Annotated in this window: 14 protein-coding genes and 6 pseudogenes; 4 read left to right on the top strand and 16 right to left on the bottom strand. The window is 69.9% G+C overall.

The genetic code is table 11. The features are described 5' to 3' along the window. Positions 1 to 62: 62 nt before the first annotated feature. Positions 63 to 2,585: a tetratricopeptide repeat protein gene (locus AVW11_RS19900; protein ID WP_079250699.1), complete on the bottom strand. Its 2,523-nt coding sequence runs from the start codon at positions 2,583 to 2,585 to the stop codon at positions 63 to 65. Between the two features lie 5 nt (positions 2,586 to 2,590). Then, positions 2,591 to 3,043, bottom strand: a complete 453-nt coding sequence (locus tag AVW11_RS19895) for a hypothetical protein (RefSeq protein ID WP_060180655.1) — start codon at positions 3,041 to 3,043, stop codon at positions 2,591 to 2,593. A 349-nt stretch (positions 3,044 to 3,392) separates the two neighbouring features. Here AVW11_RS19895 and AVW11_RS19890 point away from each other — a divergent pair, with 349 nt between their 5' ends. Continuing rightward, positions 3,393 to 5,012, top strand: a complete 1,620-nt coding sequence (locus AVW11_RS19890) for an MFS transporter (protein WP_076045046.1) — start codon at positions 3,393 to 3,395, stop codon at positions 5,010 to 5,012. A 32-nt stretch (positions 5,013 to 5,044) separates the two neighbouring features. Here the strand turns inward: AVW11_RS19890 and AVW11_RS37450 are convergent, their stop codons facing one another. The 4 genes and pseudogenes from AVW11_RS37450 to AVW11_RS19870 form a co-directional block, all read right to left on the bottom strand. Next, entirely contained in the window at positions 5,045 to 5,191 is a 147-nt protein-coding gene (locus AVW11_RS37450; protein WP_158076148.1) for a hypothetical protein, read from the bottom strand. 164 nt (positions 5,192 to 5,355) lie between these two features. After that, a complete protein-coding gene (locus tag AVW11_RS19880; protein ID WP_076045042.1) occupies positions 5,356 to 5,658 on the bottom strand; it encodes a hypothetical protein in 303 nt (100 codons plus the stop codon). Beyond that, a pseudogene (locus AVW11_RS19875) lies at positions 5,655 to 6,426 on the bottom strand (transposase). Before AVW11_RS19875 ends, AVW11_RS19880 begins: the two are co-directional and overlap by 4 nt. A 158-nt stretch (positions 6,427 to 6,584) precedes the next feature. Next, a complete protein-coding gene (locus tag AVW11_RS19870; RefSeq protein ID WP_076045040.1) occupies positions 6,585 to 7,109 on the bottom strand; it encodes an SMI1/KNR4 family protein in 525 nt (174 codons plus the stop codon). 274 nt (positions 7,110 to 7,383) lie between these two features. Here AVW11_RS19870 and AVW11_RS35925 point away from each other — a divergent pair. Together AVW11_RS35925 and AVW11_RS19855 are read left to right on the top strand one after the other, a co-directional pair. Further along, positions 7,384 to 8,221, top strand: a pseudogene (locus AVW11_RS35925) (IS5 family transposase). Between the two features lie 53 nt (positions 8,222 to 8,274). Further along, positions 8,275 to 8,748, top strand: a complete 474-nt coding sequence (locus AVW11_RS19855; protein WP_076045038.1) for a GNAT family N-acetyltransferase — start codon at positions 8,275 to 8,277, stop codon at positions 8,746 to 8,748. A 230-nt stretch (positions 8,749 to 8,978) separates the two neighbouring features. Here AVW11_RS19855 and AVW11_RS19850 read toward each other — a convergent pair whose 3' ends face one another. The 6 genes and pseudogenes from AVW11_RS19850 to AVW11_RS19825 form a co-directional block, all read right to left on the bottom strand. Then, positions 8,979 to 9,284, bottom strand: a complete 306-nt coding sequence (locus tag AVW11_RS19850) for a putative quinol monooxygenase (protein ID WP_060180659.1) — start codon at positions 9,282 to 9,284, stop codon at positions 8,979 to 8,981. Positions 9,285 to 9,564: 280 nt separating this feature from the next. Next, positions 9,565 to 9,947: pseudogene (locus AVW11_RS38505) on the bottom strand (NF041680 family putative transposase); the annotation flags it as partial. A 22-nt stretch (positions 9,948 to 9,969) separates the two neighbouring features. Beyond that, positions 9,970 to 10,143 (bottom strand): annotated as a pseudogene (locus tag AVW11_RS39315) (STAS domain-containing protein); the annotation flags it as partial. Positions 10,144 to 10,489: 346 nt separating this feature from the next. Further along, a complete protein-coding gene (locus AVW11_RS19835; RefSeq protein WP_076045036.1) occupies positions 10,490 to 10,960 on the bottom strand; it encodes a hypothetical protein in 471 nt (156 codons plus the stop codon). 253 nt (positions 10,961 to 11,213) lie between these two features. Further along, positions 11,214 to 11,432, bottom strand: a pseudogene (locus AVW11_RS38500) (Vps62-related protein); the annotation flags it as partial. A gap of 1,005 nt (positions 11,433 to 12,437) precedes the next feature. Next, complete coding sequence (locus tag AVW11_RS19825) at positions 12,438 to 13,703, bottom strand: hypothetical protein (RefSeq protein ID WP_206281913.1); 1,266 nt, start codon at positions 13,701 to 13,703, stop codon at positions 12,438 to 12,440. Between the two features lie 192 nt (positions 13,704 to 13,895). Between AVW11_RS19825 and AVW11_RS19820 the strand changes: the two genes are divergently transcribed. Continuing rightward, entirely contained in the window at positions 13,896 to 15,233 is a 1,338-nt protein-coding gene (locus tag AVW11_RS19820) for a NucA/NucB deoxyribonuclease domain-containing protein (RefSeq protein WP_076045030.1), read from the top strand. 57 nt (positions 15,234 to 15,290) lie between these two features. Here AVW11_RS19820 and AVW11_RS39435 read toward each other — a convergent pair. The 4 genes and pseudogenes from AVW11_RS39435 to AVW11_RS19795 all read right to left on the bottom strand — a co-directional run. Continuing rightward, positions 15,291 to 15,782 (bottom strand): annotated as a pseudogene (locus AVW11_RS39435) (serine hydrolase); the annotation flags it as partial. Positions 15,783 to 15,945: 163 nt separating this feature from the next. Next, positions 15,946 to 17,007: a methyltransferase gene (locus AVW11_RS19805; protein WP_076045063.1), complete on the bottom strand. Its 1,062-nt coding sequence runs from the start codon at positions 17,005 to 17,007 to the stop codon at positions 15,946 to 15,948. A 60-nt stretch (positions 17,008 to 17,067) separates the two neighbouring features. Then, a complete protein-coding gene (locus AVW11_RS39120; RefSeq protein ID WP_338058869.1) occupies positions 17,068 to 17,577 on the bottom strand; it encodes a helix-turn-helix transcriptional regulator in 510 nt (169 codons plus the stop codon). A gap of 482 nt (positions 17,578 to 18,059) precedes the next feature. Further along, entirely contained in the window at positions 18,060 to 18,626 is a 567-nt protein-coding gene (locus tag AVW11_RS19795; protein ID WP_076045024.1) for a hypothetical protein, read from the bottom strand. Between the last annotated feature and the right edge of the window lie 112 nt (positions 18,627 to 18,738).

Below are 18,738 nucleotides of genomic sequence, written 5' to 3'. Positions count from 1 at the left end.
CACCGCGGGCTGCGGGCACCTCGGTGCGGCCACCTTCCGTGGCCGGTTCCTGCTCCGGGGCGTCAGCTCTGCCCCAGCCAGACCTCGTTGTGCGTGACCGCCCACGCCTGCAGCGCCGCCTCCTCGCCGTCGCGGTCGCCCAGTTCCCCGAAGACGGCGGCGGCCATGCTGTAGGCGCGGATGGCCTCCTCGAGGCGCCGCGCCCGCTGCAGGGCGCCGCCGAGGTGGTTCAGCGCCGCTCCTTCGCGGTGGCGGTCGCCCGTTTCCCGGAAGACGGTGACGGCCCGGGCGTGGGCGTGGACGGCTTCCTCGAACCGCCGCACCTGCACCAAGGCGACGCCCAGGTTGGACCGCTCCTTGCCCTCGCCGTGCCGGTCGCCCGTCTCCAGGAAGACGGCGGCGGCGCGGGTGTGCGCGCTCACGGCTTCCTCCAACCGCCCCACCTGCACCAAGGCGGCGCCGAGGTTGCCCAGTGCCTGGCCCTCGCCGTGGCGGCTGTCGAGTTCCCGGTGGATGGCGACGGCCCCGGTGTGGGCGCGGATGGCCTCCTCGAAGCGCCCGACCTGCTGCAAGGCGTAGCCGAAGTTGTTCAGCGCCGTTCCTTCGAGATGACGGTCACCGAACTCCCGGAAGACGGTGGCGGCCCGGGTCTGGGCGTCGGCGGCTTCTTCGAACCGTCCCAGCTGCACCAGGGCGCCCCCGAGGTTGATCAGCGCCGTTGCTTCGAGGTAGCGGTCGCCCACATCCCGGTACATGGCGCCGGCGGCGGTGTGGGCGTGGACGGCCTCCTCGAACCGCCGCACCTGCTGCAGGGTGATGCCGAGGTTGTTCAGCGCCTGGCCTTCACCGAGGCGGTCGCGCAGTCCCCGTAGGACGGTGGCGGCCTCGCTGTGGGCGTGGATGGCCTCTTCGAACCGCCGTACCTCGCTCAGGGCGTTGCCGAGGTTGTTCAGCGCCTGGCCTTCGCGGTGGCGGTCGCCGAGTTCGCGGTAGAGGGTGGTGGCCTGGGTGTGGGCGTGGATGGCCTCTTCGAACCGCCGTACCTCGCTCAGGGCGTTGCCGAGGTTGTTCAGCGCCTGGCCTTCGCCGTGCCGGTCGCCGAGTCCCCGGCAGACGGCCAGCGCCGAGGCGGTGAGGGTGATCGCGTCGTCGAAGGAGCGGCGCAGGGCGAGGAACCGGGCGAGGGAGAAGGCGAGGGAGACGGTGGGGGAGGAGTCACCGAGACCTGGTGCGGCGGCGGCGTTGGCGGTGGCGGTCAGGTTGGTGTGTTCGGCGTCCAGCCAGTGCAGGGCCGCGGCGCGGTCCGGGAAGCGGGGCGCCCGGGGGCCGGGCAGGGTGTCCAGGTGGCTGTCGGCGGCCCGGGCGGTGTCCTGGTAATGGGTGAACAGGCGGGCGCGGGCGCTGTCGCGTCGGTCGGGGGTGGCGTGCGTGCGGCCGTGTTCGTCGGCGTAGAGGCGGACCAGGTCGTGCATGCGCCAGCGGCCCCAGGACGAGGCGGGCTCGATCAGGTGGGCTTCGGCGAGTTGCTGGAGGGTCTCCTCGGCCTGGTCGGGTCCGGTGTCGGCGAGGTGGGCGGCGGATTCGGTCGCCAGGTCGGGGCCGGGGTTGAGGGGCAGCAACCGGAAAAGCCGCGCCTGGGCGGGGGTGAGGTGCTGGTAGGACAGGTCGAAGGCGGCCCGTACCGCACGGTCGGGGCGGGCGAGCTTGTCCAGCCGGCCGTGCTCGGCCCGCAGCGCGGCCGCCAGGTGGGAGGCCGGCCTGGAGGGTGCGGCAGCCAGGATCGCGGCGGCGATGCGCAGTGCCAGCGGCAGGCCCGCGCACAGCCGGGCGATCACGGCGGCCGCATCGGCGTCGTCGGTGAAGCGGGTGTCGTCGGTGCCGCGGGCGTGGCGCAGTGCCCGGTCGAGTACGGCGAGGGAGGCGGCGGTGTCGAGGGTGTCGAGGTCGTGGAGGCGGGCGTCGAGGCCGTCGAGAGTGTGACGCGAGGTGACCAGGGCGGCGTTGATGCCGTCGGTGGGCAGCAGGGGGCCGGCCTGGGTGGTGGTGGAGGCGTTGTCGACGACCACGAGGACGCGGCGGCCCTCGCGGGCGTAGGCGGCCAGCACGCTGCGGTAGAGCCGTTGCCGGTCCTCCAGGCCGCCCGGGATGTGTTCGCCGGGAACGGCCAGGGCGCGCAGCAGTCCTTCCAGGGCCCGTTCGGGGGACAGGCTGCGTTCGGGCGCGTAGCCGGCGAGGTCGGTGAACAGCACCCCGCCGGGGAACCAGCCCGGCTGGTCGAGGGCGCGGGTGGCGGTCTGGACGGCGAGTTCGGTCTTGCCGATGCCGGCCAGCCCGGACACCACGCTGACCCGCACCGTGCGCTGCCCGTCCGCGCCCCCGGCGGCGGGGGCCAGATCCGCCAGCAGCCGCTCGACGTACCCATCACGGCCGGTGAAGGCAGGGGCCGGGGCGGGCAGCCCGGCCAGCGCCCGATCGATCGCCGGCGGCAGCTGCACGGTGATGTCCCGGCCCTGGACGACCGCGTGGAAGAAGGTCCCGCCCGTGATCGTGTTGCTGGTCGAGCCGCCCTCGCGGGCGGCGCCCACGCCGGTCAACGCGTCGGGTCCGCCGCGCTGCGCCCGGCGCCACCGGAGGGAGCCGGAGGCGCGGCCGCGGCGGTGAAGCTGGTGTGGGTGAAGTCCCGGCCTTGGAGGACCGGCCCGTTCTGGGTACCGCCGCTGACGACATTCGTCACCGCCCCGCCCCCGGCACGGACCGAGGCGGCCTGCTCCTGCCACACCGCGAGCAGGACACGGAAGTCCTCATCCACCGCGGCCCGCACCGCCAGCGCCGTACTCAGGGCCTGCGCCCGGGCCTGATCCTCCGGATCCGCGGCGAGACGCGTCAGCTCCGCCTCGCCGGAACTGACGGCCGGGGCCTGCTCGCCACCCCGGCCGAACGGGCGCCGCACCAGCGCACCCAGCCCCGCCCAGGCCTGCCGGCCGACCTCGCCGGCGACCCCGCCGGCCAGCGCCACCAGCAGCCCCACCGATACCGGATCCATCCCCACCATCCTCACCTTGGGAAATCAGACGCTCGTAGCGAGTGACGAACAGGGTAGGCGAGTGGTTCCCCTCACACCCCCCGTCCGCCCCTCCACGCAGCCGCCGGCCCACGTCCGACCCCTCGACCAAGGACCCGGCCGACTCTCGCGTCATGCCTTGTGCGGGAGCCCGGAGCTTGCGCACGGGCCGTCCTGCGCACACAGGGTCGGCGTCCGGGCGCCCCACCACCGATGCGCCGAGGCCGGGTCGCGTCGACAGACGGTGGGCGTGTCATCCCAATGGGGCGATGTGCGACACGGTGGATCAGGCAAGACTCTCGCGAAGCCCACAGATCGCCCCGGAGGTTCCATGTCGAAAAGCGGCGCGCTTCGCATCGACGTTCCGCACGAGGCCCCGGCGCGTGCGCCGCTCGTTCTGGCCTCCCTGATCGTCGTCGCGGCGGTGGCCAACTTGAACCTGTCGGTGGCCAACGTGGCGCTGCCCGCGATCGGGAAGGCCTTCGACTCGTCCCAGACCACGCTGAACCTGATCGCCGTGGGGTACTCCCTCGGCCTCGCCGCATCGGTGCTCTATCTGGGCGCGATCGGCGACCGCTACGGGCGCAAGCTGCTGCTGCTCCTCGGTACCGCTCTGTCCGTCCCCGCCTGTGTGCTCGCCGCGTACGCGCCGAACGACACCGTCCTCGTGGTGGCCCGCATCCTCGGCGGGCTCTCGGCCGGCATGGCCTACCCGACCACCCTGGCCCTGATCACCGCCCTGTGGGCCGGACCGGGCCGGACGAAGGCGATCGCCCTGTGGTCGGCCCTGGGCGGCGGCATCTCCCTGCTCGGGCCCGTGATCGCGGGCGCGCTGCTCGAACGCTTCTACTGGGGGTCGGTGTTCCTGGTCACCCTGCCCCTCGCCGCGGTCGCGCTCGTCATGGCCCTGCTGTTCGTCCCCGCGCACGCCAACGAGTCGGCGGAACCGGTGGACAACCTCGGCGGCATCCTGTCCGTCCTCCTGGTCGCGGGACTGGTGCTGGCGATCAATTTCGCCGCCGTTCCCGACCAGGGGGACCTCGTCGCCGGCCTCGTCGTGATCGCCCTGGTCGCCGGAGCGTCGTTCTCTTGGCGTCAGCGACGGGCCCCCAACCCGCTGTACGACCTCCACATCGCCGGCCGGCGCATGTTCTGGGTCGCCGCATGTGCGGGCATCATCGTGTACGGCTCCATGATGGGGTCGGCGTTCATCAGCCAGCAGTACCTGCAGAACGTGCTCGAGTACAACCCCGTCGAAGCCGGCGCCGCCATCCTCCCGCTCGTCGTGATGATCGTGCTCGTCGCACCGCGCTCCGCGAAGCTGGTCGAGACACGCGGCGCCCGCACGACCTTGCTGATCGGCTACACGTTCCTCTTCCTCGCCTTCGTGTGGATGCTGCTGTTCTGGGGCGAGGACAGCAGCTACTGGCAGATCGGCTTCGCTTATGTACTCATCGGAACCGGCGCCGGCTTCGCAGGGACACCCGCATCCCACTCGCTGACCGGATCGGTGCCCGTGCGGCGGGCCGGCATGGCCTCGGGCACCGCCGACCTGCAACGGGACCTCGGCGGGGCCGTCATGCAGTCCATCATGGGGGTACTCCTCACCGCCGGCTACGCCTCCGCCTTCAGCGCGGCGATCGCCGCCTCCCCCGAGAGCACAAACGTGTCGGACCAGGTCCAGAGCGAGCTGACGAAGTCGTTCGCCTCCGCCGAGCAGGTCGCCCAGCAGCACCCCGAGTACGCCGAACAGATCGTCGCGGCAGCACGCCAGTCGTTCCTCCACGGCGACGACTCGGCGTACACCGTCGGCCTGGCCGCGATCGCCCTGGGCGCACTGCTGATCTTCTTCCTCTTCCCGCACCGGGACGCTGAGCGGGAACTCCTCCAGGGCTACTACACCGAGGACTCCGCGGCCGCCACCGAGAGGCCCGGCGGACGGAAGACCTGAGAGGTCGCCATACGCAGGTGCCGGTCAGCCGCTCACGACTGCGGGATGCCGTCCGGCGCCGAGAACCCCGAACTCGTCACGACGCCGGTACGGATCGTGGAGACGACGAAGCGGAGGTTCGCCCCGAGCATCGGGCTGCCCCAGCGGGTTGCACCCGGCAGCGCGCCCGGCTCGTTCAAGGTGGGTACCTCGAACCGCGAGGTGATGATGAAGCCGGGTGGCAGGCTTTGGCCGGGAACGACGGCGTACGCCACACTCGTCCAGCCCTCAGAGGGTGGTTCGTGAGCCGATGTCTGCTTCCGGGTGGAGCTGGGCGGAGTTGCTCGTCGCGAAACCCGGTCGGCTACTGCTTCTTGGTGAAGTTGCCGGTGTCGGCCTCGGTGAGGATGTCGAGCTTGACCAGGCCTTTCAGCTTGGCGCGGATGCGGGGGTAGTCCGGGTGCTCGGGCAGGTCCGGCGAGGCGGCCGGGAGCCGGTCCGCGAGTGCGGTGACGGTCTTCCGCGTGATCGCGAGGTGTTCGAGGTGGGTCTCGGCCTCCCGCAGGCGGTCTTGCAGTTCGCCGATCCGGGTGCGGAGGTCGTTGGTCAGGGCCCGTGCGGCTTCCTCCTGGATGCCGAGCGCATCGAGCAGGGGCTGGATGTTCACACGGCCACCGCCTGTGTTTCACGCCAGGTGGGGGTGTTCGCGCCGGTGAGGCGGCGGGCCAATGACGTGGGTCATCGCCCAGTAGGCGCGGGAGGCGGAGAGGCCGGGCGGTGCTCGTAGTCGCGGACCAGACGCCGGTGCAGTATCAGGATCCCGTAAGTCTGCTCGACCCTCCACCGCTTCGGCTGCGGAACGAACCCCGTCTCCTGCGGATTGCGTACGACGATCTCGACGTCGATGCCCAGGCCGGCCCCATGAGCGACGACCTGGTTCTTGAAGCCCTGATCGACCAGCGCCTTCTCGACGGTTCCGCCGGTGTGCTCGGCGACCTGGTCCAGCAAAGCGACGCCCGCGGCGTTGTCGTGCGCGCTCGCGGCGAGAACGACCACCGCGATGACCAGGCCGAGCACGTCCACGGCCAGCCCCCGCTTGCGGCCCGGGACCCTCTTCGCCGGATCCCGGCCGGTCGTGGAGGCAGGGATCCCGGCGGCGGCGTGGATACTCTGGGTGTCCAGGACCTCCAGGGTCGGGTCCTCTAACCGACGGGCCTTCTCACGTACCTGGCAGCGCGCTCTTCGGCGGGAGGTCGTGCGGGAGGTAGGCCCACTGGCAGCCGGTCCGGCCCTGATAGAGGATCGCGTTCACGATCTCCCGCATCGCGTAGGCCCCCTGATGACCGCTGACCGAGCGGTGCCGGTCCTTCCACGCCGTGATCACCGGCTCGATCAGAGCCCACTGCGCCTGGGTTAAGTCGCTGGGATAGGGCATGCATTCACGCGCATCATCACACCAGCAGACGAGCGCCTGCGGACCCGCGGGTTCCGCCCTGCACCCACACCATCAGGCGACGACAGAGTCGCTCAAAAGTCACGAACCGCCCGCTGAGAAGCTCTGGAGACAGTGTCCTACTCCGGTGCCCTGACCTGTCAGCCGGTGGTGAACTCCGCGCTACCCTTTCCGTACAGACGCGTCAGCCCTGTCGGGTTCCCGTCGAATTCTCCAGTGAGGAGCTGCAGCAGGAATTCCGTCATGGTGCAGTCGTAGACCGTCCACTCACCTCCGTGCGTATAGACAGCCACAGGCCAGGTGCCGGGTTCGTGGCTGCTCGTGATCCAGCCCAGTACGTCCGCTTCGACTGTCTCCCCCCAGACCATGATGTCCGCCGGGCCGTAAAGCTCGGCGTGCAGCGGGTCGTTCCACTCGTTGACCTCCGGCAGGTCGAGAACATCCGCCGGAAGCCTTGAGGTGTGACGGGAAGGAGTATGAGGATCCACGCTCGGAGCGAAGACGGCCAGCATTCCGTCGATTTCACCGCTGCCGTAGACGGACAGGAAGTTCCTGTAATCGGACGGGAATCGGGTGCCGTACGCCACCGCGATGTCGTCCCAGTCGATGAAGGTCCCCATACTCGACGGCTGCATGAGGTGTCGAAGTCGCTCAAGGGCGGTCATGGTTTCTCTCATCTTTCGTAGTCCAGCCAGTCGTGGCCTCGCTTGGGAACCGGTTCTCCACCTTCGGCGACTCGTCCGAGGTCATGCCGCTGGCGTGTCGAAGGCCCGTAGGTCTTGGGAACATCATCACACCAGCAGGCGAGCGCCTGCGGACCGGCGGGTCCCGCCGCGCACCCACACCATCAGGCGATGGCAGAGCCGCTCAAAGACTCACGAACCGCCCTCTCAGAGCGCGGCGCCGCCGTCGGGGGATCTCACGGACGAGCAGTGGGCTGTGTTGGAGCCGTTGTTGCCGAAGGGCACAAGGCGGGACGGCCGCCCGTCTGGCCTCTGCGGCAGCTGATCGACGGCATACGGTTTCGGGTCCGCACCGGCATCCCCTGGCGGGATGTACCTGCCGGGTACGGGCCGTGGGGCAGGGTCTACGACCTGTTCCGGCGTTGGCAACGCGATGGCACGTGGCAGTGGATCTCCGCCGCACTTCAGGCCCGCGCGGACGCGAAGGACCTGATCACCTGGGACATTGACGTCGACTCCACGGTGTGCCGGGTCCAACAGCACGCCGCCGGGGCTCGGAAAAGGGGGATCTGCAGAAGGAGCCCTCCCGGCGGTGTCGCCAGCGAGCCGGCCGACCATGGGCTCGGACGCTCGCGCGGCGGCCTGACCACCAAGCTGTACCTCGCTGTCAAGCAGGGCCAGAAGCCCATGTCGATCGTGATCACGGCCGGGCAGCGCGGCGATTCCCCGCAGTTCGAGGTCGTTCTGGGACGCATCCGGGTCGCGCGGCTGGGGCTGGGCAGACCGCGCGTTCGTCCCCGCCGGGTACGGGCCGACAAGGCCTACGCTTCCCGCAAGAACCGCTCCTATCTGCGTCGACGTGGCATCCGGTGCACGGTCCCAGACAAGGCTGACAGGCCCGCAACCGCAAGAAACGCGCCTCACACGGCGGCCGACCGCCGAAGTTCGAGTCGGAGGCCCACAAGGAGCGCTACGCAGTCGAGAGCGGCATCAACCGCCTCAAGAGGAATTGGGCGGTGGCCACGAGATACGACAAGCTCGCGGTCCGCTATGAGGCGACCGTCCTCGTTGCGGCCATCAACGAGTGGCTGTGACCGGCGCGGTAATCGGTTTGCCCAACCGTGCTGCAGGAGTGAAGCTCGCCCCCATGACGACAGACCTCATCGTGCGTCCGGCCCGGCCCGCCGATTCGCGGACCTTGGCCGAACTACGTTGGATGTTCAAGCAGGAGGACTACGAAGGGCAACCGCCAGCTCCTGCTCGGCTCCTGGAAGAGGCCGAGCATTGGATCCGCACCCGGCTCAGCGATGGCCACTGGTTGGCTTGGGTCGCGGAGACCGAGGGCAAAATCTGCGGACACGTCTTCCTCTGTCTGGTGGAGAGGATGCCGGAGCCCTACGGCGACAACAACCCGGTCGGCTATGTCACGAACTTCTTCGTCATGCCGTCACAACGGAACAAAGGGGCTGGCTCCGCACTCCTGGAGGCGCTGAAGCAGCACTCACGTAGCGCCAGCCTCGAGGGCTTGATCGTATGGCCGTCAGAGCGCAGCACCCCTCTGTATCGGCGCTCCGGTTTCCTGCCTCCTGAGGAACTGCTGGAACTTCCACTCGACACCTGATGAGATCAACTTCCGATACACGCCCTAGGCGGGCGCGGCCGAGGCGAAGTCGTGCCCCGTACGCACGACTTCGGAGGAACCGCATCGCTTACTGGACGTACACGACGGTGAAGGACCCGCCCGTGCGACGCGCCAGATTCACCCCGCCCGTCAACGTTGCGCGGCAGGCCGAGAGTGGTCAGAGAGTGCGAGATGGGGAACACGCCGGGCCGGCCAGCCGCGTCCGGTCTTCAGGGCAGTTTGTGGGCGAGAACGTCGAGTCGCTCGATGGAAGGCGGCTGGGAAAACAGATCGCTGGCTCGTTCCATCAAGGCCTTGCCCAGCCGGCCGTTGAGATGGGTCTGACGTGCGGAGTCGCTGGGGAAGGCGTCGAAGATCGCGAAGGCGGTCGCGCTCAGGCGCACGGCGAACCAGGCGACGGTGTCGGGCTCCTCCTGCACAAGATCAAAGCCCTTGCGGAGAAAGTCGGCGACCTCTTCCTCCTTGCCGGGCTTGGCCTCGACGTATACGTACAGCCCGACCTTGACGTCTGCCATGAGGAGGCTCCTATCGGTGCTCGGCCGCCCGTGAGCGCCCGGGCACTGGCGTGACCGATTTGCATAGAACGAGCCTATTCTTGCCGCACCAGTATGCATTTGCGTGTATTCGCCTCCCGCTGGCAGGTCGAATCACCCTCACCGCTCCGCAGTACCGGACGTACGGCTCAGGCGGCACCTACAGACGCACGGAGCTCCGGCAACCGAAAAGTCCCTGACTCGTGAACGGTGAACGGCCACAGCCCAAGATCCACTTTCGATACATGGCCTAGCTTGATTTTCAGCCTGTGCGGCGAGGTCGTGGAGTGGTCGGCTTCTTGTTTCGAGACGTGGTGTGGCTCGTCTTGCGGGGGGTGTGTGGATGTCGTGTCGCGGGGTGGGCCGGGTGTTCTTTCGGCCGGGAGGTCGTCCGGGACCGGGGCGGGTGGTTTTCGGTGCCGGGGCGGGGCAGACGGTCTTGGGGCGGATGTGCCGGAAGTCGCGGCGGACACGTGCCGGGGTCAGCCTGCCTGGGGAGACGGGCCTTTTCCATAAGCGACGTCGGTCGGCTGCCAGTGGCCGGGCCAGTCGCAGTTGGGTGTAGGCCGCGAGGGCCGGCCAGGTCCAGCGGTCCGTCGCCTCGGGGGTGCGGATCTTCGGGCAGGTCCGGCCGAGGGTCTGCTCGACAGGGGAGTGGGCCTCGGACGGCGAGAGGACGGGTCTTACGCAGGCGGATGAGGGCGTTGAGGAAGCTGGAATCCGCGAATGCCAGCTCCCGGACGTCGATGACCAGCAGAGCGGGCGAGGCCGGCGCGGCGTCGCAGGCCTCGATCAGCAGCCCGATGGTGTCCAGGTCGAACTCGCCGGAGCAGACGACCACGCGCACACCGTCGGTCTCGGTCCTGACCGTCACCCTGGGCGCCTTCACCCTGCCTTCCGGTATCCGCGCAGATCTTGACCCCCGACCCGTACGGGATGCACCACCAGGCCGGTACAGGCCGCGTGCGGCGGACGGGCCCCCTTGCAGCAGCCTCCGGTGCCCCCGCCCGCCCGCCCGCCCGACCGGCCTGCCCGACCGGACCGCCCGCGTCAGCGGGGATCCTGCGGGCCTGCGGCGCGATGCCCGGTCTCCCAGCCGGGAGGGGGCGCGTCGGCGCCGGCTTGCCGCGGGCGAGGACCTTCGGCCGCGGCAACGTCGGGCGGGCCGGTGGGCCTGCCGCGCCCGGTTAGTCGGGGAACTCGTCGAAGTGGGTACTGTCTCCGTGGAAGGTGAGGGGAGTGCCGACGCGGGTGCCGTCCTGGCGGGTGACCTGGATGGTGTGGTCGCCGACCCACATGGCGGCCGCCTTGTTCGGGGGCACCGTCAGATTGTGGGTCACCGACTTGTGTTCAAGGTTCTTGGTGGCGGTGCTGCGGGAGTACCCCAGCGCCAGGCTGTAGGTGGTGGTGACCGAGGCGCTGGCGACGCCTGAGCTGACGCCCACCTGTGCGCTGACGGAGATGCCGACTTCAGCGCTGAAGGTGTCGCTCCTGTCCTTCTCGACGCCTACCGTCACCGTTTCCGAGATGGACTGCGAGGCGCTGGTCGTGTTGTTGGAGAACCGGTGCATGTACCACGAGGCCCGCCGTTCGATCCGGTAGAACGGGGAGTTGGCGAGCTTCCAGGACGCCGACTTGTCGTCGTCCTTCACGGCCATGAACGGCACCCACACCACGTTGACCGTCGTCGCCGGCGTCCGGTCGGCCGGCCGCACCCTGCCGGTCAGCTTCGGAAAGCCGCCCGGGCGGCTTTTCCTCCACCGGCATCTCGATGCACAGCACCCGCCGCTCCGGCGCCCCTGGCGAGGGCTCGTCCCAGCTGGATGCCGCCGTGAAGGTGTTCGGCGCGACCTGCGCCCGGTGGCCGCCGTCGCGTCCGTCCTGGTAGGCGGGCGGCACCTGGTTCGCCCACACGCTGAAGTAGTCCTTGGCGCCGGTGCCCTTGTCCTCGTAGATCCACTTCAGGTCCGCCATGTGCGTGAGGTCCTCCCGCACACACACCACGTCCGTCAGCGCGGGCTTGTCGTGGGTGTTCTCCGACATGACGCCCCCCAGCGCGACGTAGCCGCCGGGCGCGACAGGCCGCCAGCACGCACCGTAGTGCTTGCCGCCGCTGCCACCTTTGGTCATGGTTGAGGAGTTCCTTGATCCAATTTCGTCACGGGCATCCCGGGCGCGTGGACGGCCTTCACTCCTCCGGCGGGGCGCACCCCCAAGCGCTCGGGAGCACGTCCGGCGCAAGGACAGGGCCTGGCGCGGCTTGTCCCTGCGCCCGGCCGTCACCCCGGGGTGGCCGCAGCAGGCCGAGCAGCGGGCCGGGAGGCCCGCTGGGGCCCGGCACTGCGCGGCAGGAGAGGACCTTCGGGGGCCTGGGCTGCTGGAGGCGGGGTGGAAACTCTCATCGCTCATCCGGCAGGTCATCACGGGGCGGCCCTTGCCGGTGCCGAAGCGGCATAGGGTCGGCGCGATCATCTCGGCGCGCCTGCGGGAGGCCGCGGCGGGACCGGTTCCGAGCCCCGGGTGCGTGGAGAGTGCTTCTACCTGGCGCCTCTCGGAGATCCCTCCACGGTCGTCATCGATGCCCTCTGGCTCGGATGACCCGTACCGGGATCCCGTCGCCCGGCCGTACGGTCAGGCCGGGGCGGGTGCCGGCGCGATTCGGGAAGGTGTCGCAGGGCGTGCCCGGGGGTGAGGAGCTCGGCTCGGCCCGGCTCCTCCACCCCGGCCCGGCCGGGTGCTGTACCGCTCCGGTCGGGGCGCGCGCCGCCAGAGGGGTGAAGCCCCTGGCGGCGCCTGTGACACGCGAGCTGAGGGCCCACACGTGACACGCCCCAGGCTAGGCCAACCACCTGTGCCCCGGCGGGCCCTCGCCCAGATCCGACGGCGACGGCGACGGCGGCGGTGGTCGGCGGATCGTCGTGGCATGTGGTGCCGGGACTGCTCAGTGCCGGTCGTGGATGCCGGTCTTTCCGACGAAAGAGGTGGGCGCGGGCGCGGTCGGTGCCCGCAGGGAACGCAGAGCCGCTCAGGCGCCTACGGCATGTCCGTGGCGTAGCCAGGTCGCCCGACCTCGGTTCACGCGAGACGGAAGTTGGGCGACCTGGTCCAGGAGGGACCGCGTCAGGCGGGGAAGGGTCAGACCTTCACCAGGTTGTACGTACCCGTACCGTCCTGCCTGCCGCTGGAGTACTGGCGGATCAACTCCCCGTCCGCGTACCGGTCGTGGCCCAGCATCGAGCCGGTGTGCTTGTTCTGCAGGCCGATCTTCGAGCCGCCAGGTACGTCGCGATAGATGTAGAACCGCTGGAGGTCATCCTCCGCGCAAGGGGCCGTAGTGAGGTAGGCCTGCTCCTGGTTGGCGATGTTGGCCGGGATGGTCGCGCACCCGCCATTGCCCCAGTTCCACAGGGACGCCTCGACAACCCCGTTGCGCTCCGTCACGTTGCACAGCCGCCAGTTGTCCAGGTGGGCGCTGGTCCAGTTGGATTCGCGCAGCCGGATGCCATCGCTGGCCAGGACCGGTGCGCTCCAGTTCAGGGGCTTGCCGGGGACGTGGATCCTGTAGACGTCAGGCTGGCAGTTCAGGGCCGCCCGCGTGGCGGGCGCACTGGTCCGCGCGGTGGCCGCCTTGCCCGCTGCGCCCTTCGCCGTGTCCTTCGCTTCCGCGTTCCTGGCCGCGGTGGCCTTGGCGGAGGCCACCGGCCCTGGTGCGTGTCCGGCCCGGGGCGGGGTCTCGCAGTCAAGGAGCCCCTGCGCCTTGCGCATGATGCTGTTGGCGGGCACTTGGTCCTCGCAGCGCACCGCGCCCTCTTCGAGGGTGGTGTAGGTGGTGTAGCTGCCGCTGTCGGGTCCCTCGATCCACTTCAGCGCCCAGCTGCCGTCGCCCTGTTGGACTCGGTTGCAGTTGAGGCTTCCGTAGGTGCCGGTGACCTTCTTGGTGCCCTTGTAGACGCCGTAGTAGCCGGGGTCGTTGAAGTTCCAGCTGACCGAGGTCGACTCGCTGCTGGTGGAGGAATAGTTCACCTGTACGTTCAGGCCCAGCATCGCGCCGACGGTGCCGAGGGCTTGGACGGCGAAATCGCCCTTGATCTGGCCGTTGAGGCCGACGGACACCGAGATGGTCGTCTGGGTGCTGGTGGTGACGTTCTGGTAGCCGGTCGAACCCTGGGTGACGTACCAGCCCTTGAAGTGGGTGATCGTCGGGGTGACCTCCGTGCTCTTGATGATCGGGTGGCGTTTGCCGAGGTCGGCTGCGGTACAGGCCTGACCGGGTTGGACCGTCTGTCCGGAGGCGGCCGGAGTGGCGGCGGCCGGAGTGGCGGCCAGGCCCACGACGGCCGTCGCGGTGGCTATGAACGCTCCGAGCCCTTTGCTCAGGCGGGTTTTTGTGCGGTGCATCATTGCTTTCCCCCTGCATGTGCTCTGTGAGGTGAGTGCTGAGTGAAACTAGCGCCGCTGAGGGCGGCAGGTCTGTACCACAACTGGCCAAATGCGATCACGAACTGTCGCGTTCTCGGTTGGCATTGAAGGGAGTTGACCGGTTCCATGCCTTCGGTGTGCCCGCAACGGGCCACCGACGGAAGGGACCACCTTGTGAAACACGTCAAACGCGGCCTGGCGGCGATAGCCTCGCTCGCCCTTACCGCAGCCCTGGGCGCCGTGGGTGCCTCACCCGTCGCCGCCGTAAGCTCCAAGCCCCCCGCGCCGGCCCCGGGCATCGAGTACACGGCGAAGCCCGGCGACGGTGCTCTGCGCAGCAGCAACGGCAAGGGGACGGCGGAGATGCCGATATCCCCCGACAACCCCGCGGGCACCGAGTGGCTGAACGACTGTCTCGGTTCCTCGGACGCCCAAGACCCCGACGGCCGCGTCCACAACCGGTTCAAGTGGTGTCAGGAATACGAGTTCAAGAACAGGTACTACAAGAAGGTGGACGGCAAGCCTGTCCTGAAAGGCACCAACACGATCAGGTTTCAGGCCGCCGCCATCGGCTACAACGACACCCGCGCCACTCGCGTCTTCTTCCGCGCCAAGACCGGCCAGGTCAGCTACGACGGGTGGAATTCCTTGGAGAAGCGGACCGTCGCCCCGAACCTGAAGCTGGAAATCACCCCCGAATGCGTGCCGGGTGCCAATCGGCCCACCACTGCCACGTGCGGCGTCGGGCGGTCTCCGGCAAGGATGGAATGGGCCCAGTGGGGCAACTTCCCTGACTGGGTCTACTGGGACGTCTCCTCCGTTGGTGGCGAGGGCCAGGACCAGGTCGCCCTCCACCAGTGGCGCCTCTACCTGAACGGCGCGAGCCCGGGATACGAGCAGAGCACCGAGCGCGGTGAGGGCCCCCCGATCGGTATCCGCTGTGACTCGGCCGACTACTTCACCCACGGCGTCAAGCGCTACCCGCACGCTTGCATCTACACCGGGGCGCTGCCCTTCCTCACCTACGACGGCAACCACCCCAACATTCGCCAGCACATCCGCGACGCGCAGAACGCCCCGGCCACCGACGGCGTCACCTACCCCAAGGAGAACCACCCCAAGAAGGTCCCCGGCAAGTGGTCGCCGACCGCCGGGTCTCGGGGCGCGCCGCTGCACCGCGTGGGAAGCCGGGGGCAGGGCGGCGCGATCGCCCTGGCGAACGAGGAGGTGAAGAAGGCGGCATGCGGGCAGAAGAGCGGGTCCAACCCGTGGGGCCCGGACTACAACGCCGCGACCGGCCTTCCGCCGTACAACACCTCCGTCGATGACTGCGACGAGTACCCCTTCAGCTCCACCTATGAGGGCGCATCGTCGATCGAATGGGACTTTTCGGTGCGCAACATCGCGATGGGCGAGAACCGGTCGGCGGGCACCAAACTCAGCAACTTCTATGTCGACGACCGGATCCTGGCCTGGCCCGTAGAGGATCCGTACTGGGTGAACGTCGACTGACGTCACCCTCGGTTGACCGCCGATAGCAATACAAGTGCGGCGGCCGTCCGCACCTCCGTTGGTACCGAGTTCGAAGGCGCCGGAGTGGCTCAGGCGCAGCCGGCCGGAGTCGTCGCAGGACGCGTTCCGGCCGAGGCCGTAGAAGCCGGTACGGCCGGAGGAGGAGGTGGGCGGCTGAGGGACGATCTGGGGAACGTGTGTGCGGACGAGCGTGGCGGCGGGGACGATGATCCGCTTGCCGTCGAGGGTGCCGGCGGCCAGCTGGAGCCGCAGCCGCAGCCAGCGGGACATGTCGCGGGCGGTGGAACTGCCGCCGCCGGTGGGAGCGTGGTCGGGCAGGCCGCTGCGGCGGGAGAACAGGTCGGCGGTCGTGACGTGGTCGGTGACCCAGGGGTCCTTGAAGGCGGAGCCGGGGAGGGTGACGTGACGGTCCCACTCGTCGGGGGTGGTGAAGGCGCCGGCGATGACGGTGGAGGAGACGGGCTTGGAGACGGAGGCGATCTGGAAGACGGTGTCGGGGCCGACCTTGGCGGGCCCGCAGGTGCGGCGGCCTCGCGGACCTTCCCGCGCAGCCGGTCGTGGAACTCGGCGACCAATCCGCTCTCGCGCCGGCGCCGGTGGAAGGACCCGGCGCAGGCCCCGTCCTTCAGGGCCGGGTGGGCCGGTATGTTCCGCAGAGCGGAGCCAGATCGGCCGGCGCTGCTGCCCGATGTCAGCCGGCCACGGCCTCGATCAGGTAGAAGGGGGCCGCCTCGACCAGCGGGGTCACCGACACGACGGACAGTCCCGCGCGGCGGCACACCTCCTCGAAGTCCCTGCGGGTACGTTCCTTCCCTCCCAGGTTGACCAGCATGTTGAGGTCGCTGAGGTAGGTGATCCCGCCGTCCGCGGCGTGCGCGGCGGCGTCGGTACCGACGACCTCGGGGAGCACCGGCTCCACGATCAGGACATGGCCGCCGGGCGGCAGTACCTCGCGGCAGTGGCCGAGGATCGTGACCGCCTGGTCGTCCGACCAGTCGTGCAGGACGCTCTTCATCAGATACAGGTCGGAGCCGCCGGGAACGGACCGGAAGAAGTCGCCCGCGGCCAGGGCGCAGCGGTCCGTCACCCCGTGCCGCTCCAGCGTCTTCGGTGCCCGGGCCAGGCCGTCCGCGGTGTCGTGCAGGACACCGGTGAGCGCCGGATGCGCGGCGAGCACGCCGGCCAGCACGGTTCCGTCGCCGCCGCCGACGTCGGTCACCCAGGTGAAGCGGCCGAAGTCGTAGGCATGCGGCAGCACGGCGGCCGTCTCCTCGGCAGCCTGGCTCATCGCGGCGTTGAAGTCGGCGGACAGCTCGGGGTGCCGGCCGAGATGGCTGAAGAAGTCGGTGCCGAAGACGGAGTCGAACGCGATCCCGCCGGTGCGGACGCTGCTGTCCAGACTGTCCCAGGCCCGCACGATCGCGGGGTCGGTGAACATCCGGACGAACGCGGTGAGCGAGTCGGGACTGCCGGATCCGAGGAGGGCGCCGGCGGGAGTCACGCAGAACGCGTCGGGTTCGTGCTCCTCCAACAGGCCCAGACCGGCGAGGGCACGCAACAGCCTTGTCATGGGCTGGTGCTCGGCTCCCGCGTCGGCGGCCACATCGGCGGCCGGTCGCCGGCCGTCGCCGAGCAGGTCGAAGACGCCGAGCCGCACTGCGGCGCGCAAGGTCTGTGAGGCCATGCCGCCGAAGGCGAGCCGGACGATCAGATTTCGGTCGGCCATGGTCTGTCGGGTGGCCGCTGTGTCCATGCTGTTCACGTATGGCTTCCTTCTCTCGTACGGTCGGTGGCTGTGACGTCCTGGTGCGGGTCAAACGCCGGCCAGGGCACCGGGCGTGCACCCGGCGAAGGCGAGGACGTCGCGGTGGAGGTGGGACTGGTCGGCGTATCCGTGCGCCAGGGCGACGTCCGCGGCGTTCCCGCCCGCACGCAGCGCCCGCGCCGCCCGGTCGAAGCGCACGAGCATGGCGGCGCGCTTGGGAGTGAGGCCGGTCTGAGCGCGGAACCGGGACCACAGCCGCTTGCGGCTCCACCCGCAGGCCCCGGCGAGGTCGTCGACCCGTACCCGGCCCCCGTGCGCCACGATCCTGTCCCACACACCGGCGACCTCGGGTGTCATCGCCGGCCCCTGGGCGGCCCGGCGGGCGAGGAACCCGCCGACCAGCGTGAAACGTTCCTCCCACGCGGTGGCGGCGGCCACCCGTTCGCGGAGCTGCTGCTCCTCCCGCCCCCACAGGTCCTCCAGGCCGACGACGGCTCCCTCCAGTTCGCGCGGGGACACGCCCAGCAGGGTGTAGGCGGCGCCGGGCGACAGGCCCATCTCGATGCACTCCACGTCCCTGCCGCGGATGCGTGCGGGACCGGGCGACAACGACGCGACCAGGCTCGGGTGACGGTCTGGGCTCGCCGAGGGTCTCCGCCCGCTGCCCCCTTCGACGCTGAACGGGTCGTTTCCCAGACCGATGACGACGATCACCGCAGGCTGGGGCAGCACCCGCAGATCCAGTGCCTGCCCGACGCGATCCCGGTACCCGGCCATCCGGACACCCGCAACGGCAGGCACGCCACCGGGCCGGGCCACTTCCCACCCACTGCCGGCTCCGCGGCCGCGGTCGGAAACACGGTCCACGGCCACGGAGCCGGCCTCGTCATCCACCTCGTCGCTGCGCATGCCCCCACCCTGACGGACCCCGGGCCGCCCCGTCTTGGAGAAAAGTTCCCGCCACGCCATGACGTCCCGTGGCGGAAGCTCGTACGACTTCTCGACTTCTCGACTTCTCGACGTCTCCGGCGGGGCCGCTCCTAGACGGCTTGGATGCCATCGGCTTGAGCCTGCCTGAACGCCTCCTCGCAGCCGGGAGCGATGTTCGCCGCCACGAGCGAGAGGCGCTCAGGCGAGCAGGCCCTCTTCTCGTGAACGACCATGAGCTGCCATGTGCCTTTGGTCAGCAAGGACGCGACGGTGGGCTTCTCCTCCCGGCGCCCGGTGAGGAGCCATTGGCGGCTGTTGAGCTGCTCCAGGAGAGTGCCCAGCCGGGCATCGCTCACGCGTTCGTAGGACTCCCGGGGCGCCAGGCACCCCGGCACGGCGCGTGCTGGGGACGGGGCGACAGGTGCCAGCCCGGCAGCGGCGGTCGCTGCCTCGATGTCCGCCGTGACCTGTGCGCTCGTCGGCCCCGGACCGGCGTAAGGCGGCTGGGACGGGGCCGGTTGCGCCACCCACCCGGTAGGCTCCGGGTCCGGCGCCACGAGTGAACCGCCGACGATGAAACCCAGTCCGGCGAGCACGACGGCGGCTGCTTCGAGTCTCTTCCTGTTCCGGTTACCGTTCTCGGCCTCGGCGCCGCTCGCGTCCTCGGACGCGGTCACGCGCTCGGCTTCAACAGTGCTCGCTGATCCACTCATGCAGACCCCCCCCTCGTGGCGGTGCTGCCCGGTTCGGTCCGGACCGAACAGCTGTGGCCTGAGCTGTACACGCCCT

It is taken from the genome of Streptomyces amritsarensis, assembly GCF_001953875.1.
GTDB lineage: Bacteria > Actinomycetota > Actinomycetes > Streptomycetales > Streptomycetaceae > Streptomyces > Streptomyces amritsarensis.
Note: the sequence above shows the minus strand (reverse complement) of the source record. Positions and strands in the feature narration are given on the sequence as shown.

Excerpts from the sequence above, each read along its gene's own strand:
- AVW11_RS39120 (WP_338058869.1), bottom strand. The coding sequence starts at position 17,577 with ATGGGCCTGTCGCCCGGCGCCGCCTACACCCTGCTGGGCGTGTCCCCG.
- AVW11_RS19805 (WP_076045063.1), bottom strand. The coding sequence starts at position 17,007 with ATGGACACAGCGGCCACCCGACAGACCATGGCCGACCGAAATCTGATC.
- AVW11_RS19870 (WP_076045040.1), bottom strand. The coding sequence starts at position 7,109 with ATGACCGCCCTTGAGCGACTTCGACACCTCATGCAGCCGTCGAGTATG.
- AVW11_RS19850 (WP_060180659.1), bottom strand. The coding sequence starts at position 9,284 with ATGGCAGACGTCAAGGTCGGGCTGTACGTATACGTCGAGGCCAAGCCC.
- AVW11_RS19895 (WP_060180655.1), bottom strand. The coding sequence starts at position 3,043 with ATGGATCCGGTATCGGTGGGGCTGCTGGTGGCGCTGGCCGGCGGGGTC.
- AVW11_RS19890 (WP_076045046.1), top strand. The coding sequence starts at position 3,393 with ATGTCGAAAAGCGGCGCGCTTCGCATCGACGTTCCGCACGAGGCCCCG.
- AVW11_RS19835 (WP_076045036.1), bottom strand. The coding sequence starts at position 10,960 with ATGGCCGTGAAGGACGACGACAAGTCGGCGTCCTGGAAGCTCGCCAAC.
- AVW11_RS19825 (WP_206281913.1), bottom strand. The coding sequence starts at position 13,703 with ATGATGCACCGCACAAAAACCCGCCTGAGCAAAGGGCTCGGAGCGTTC.
- AVW11_RS19855 (WP_076045038.1), top strand. The coding sequence starts at position 8,275 with ATGACGACAGACCTCATCGTGCGTCCGGCCCGGCCCGCCGATTCGCGG.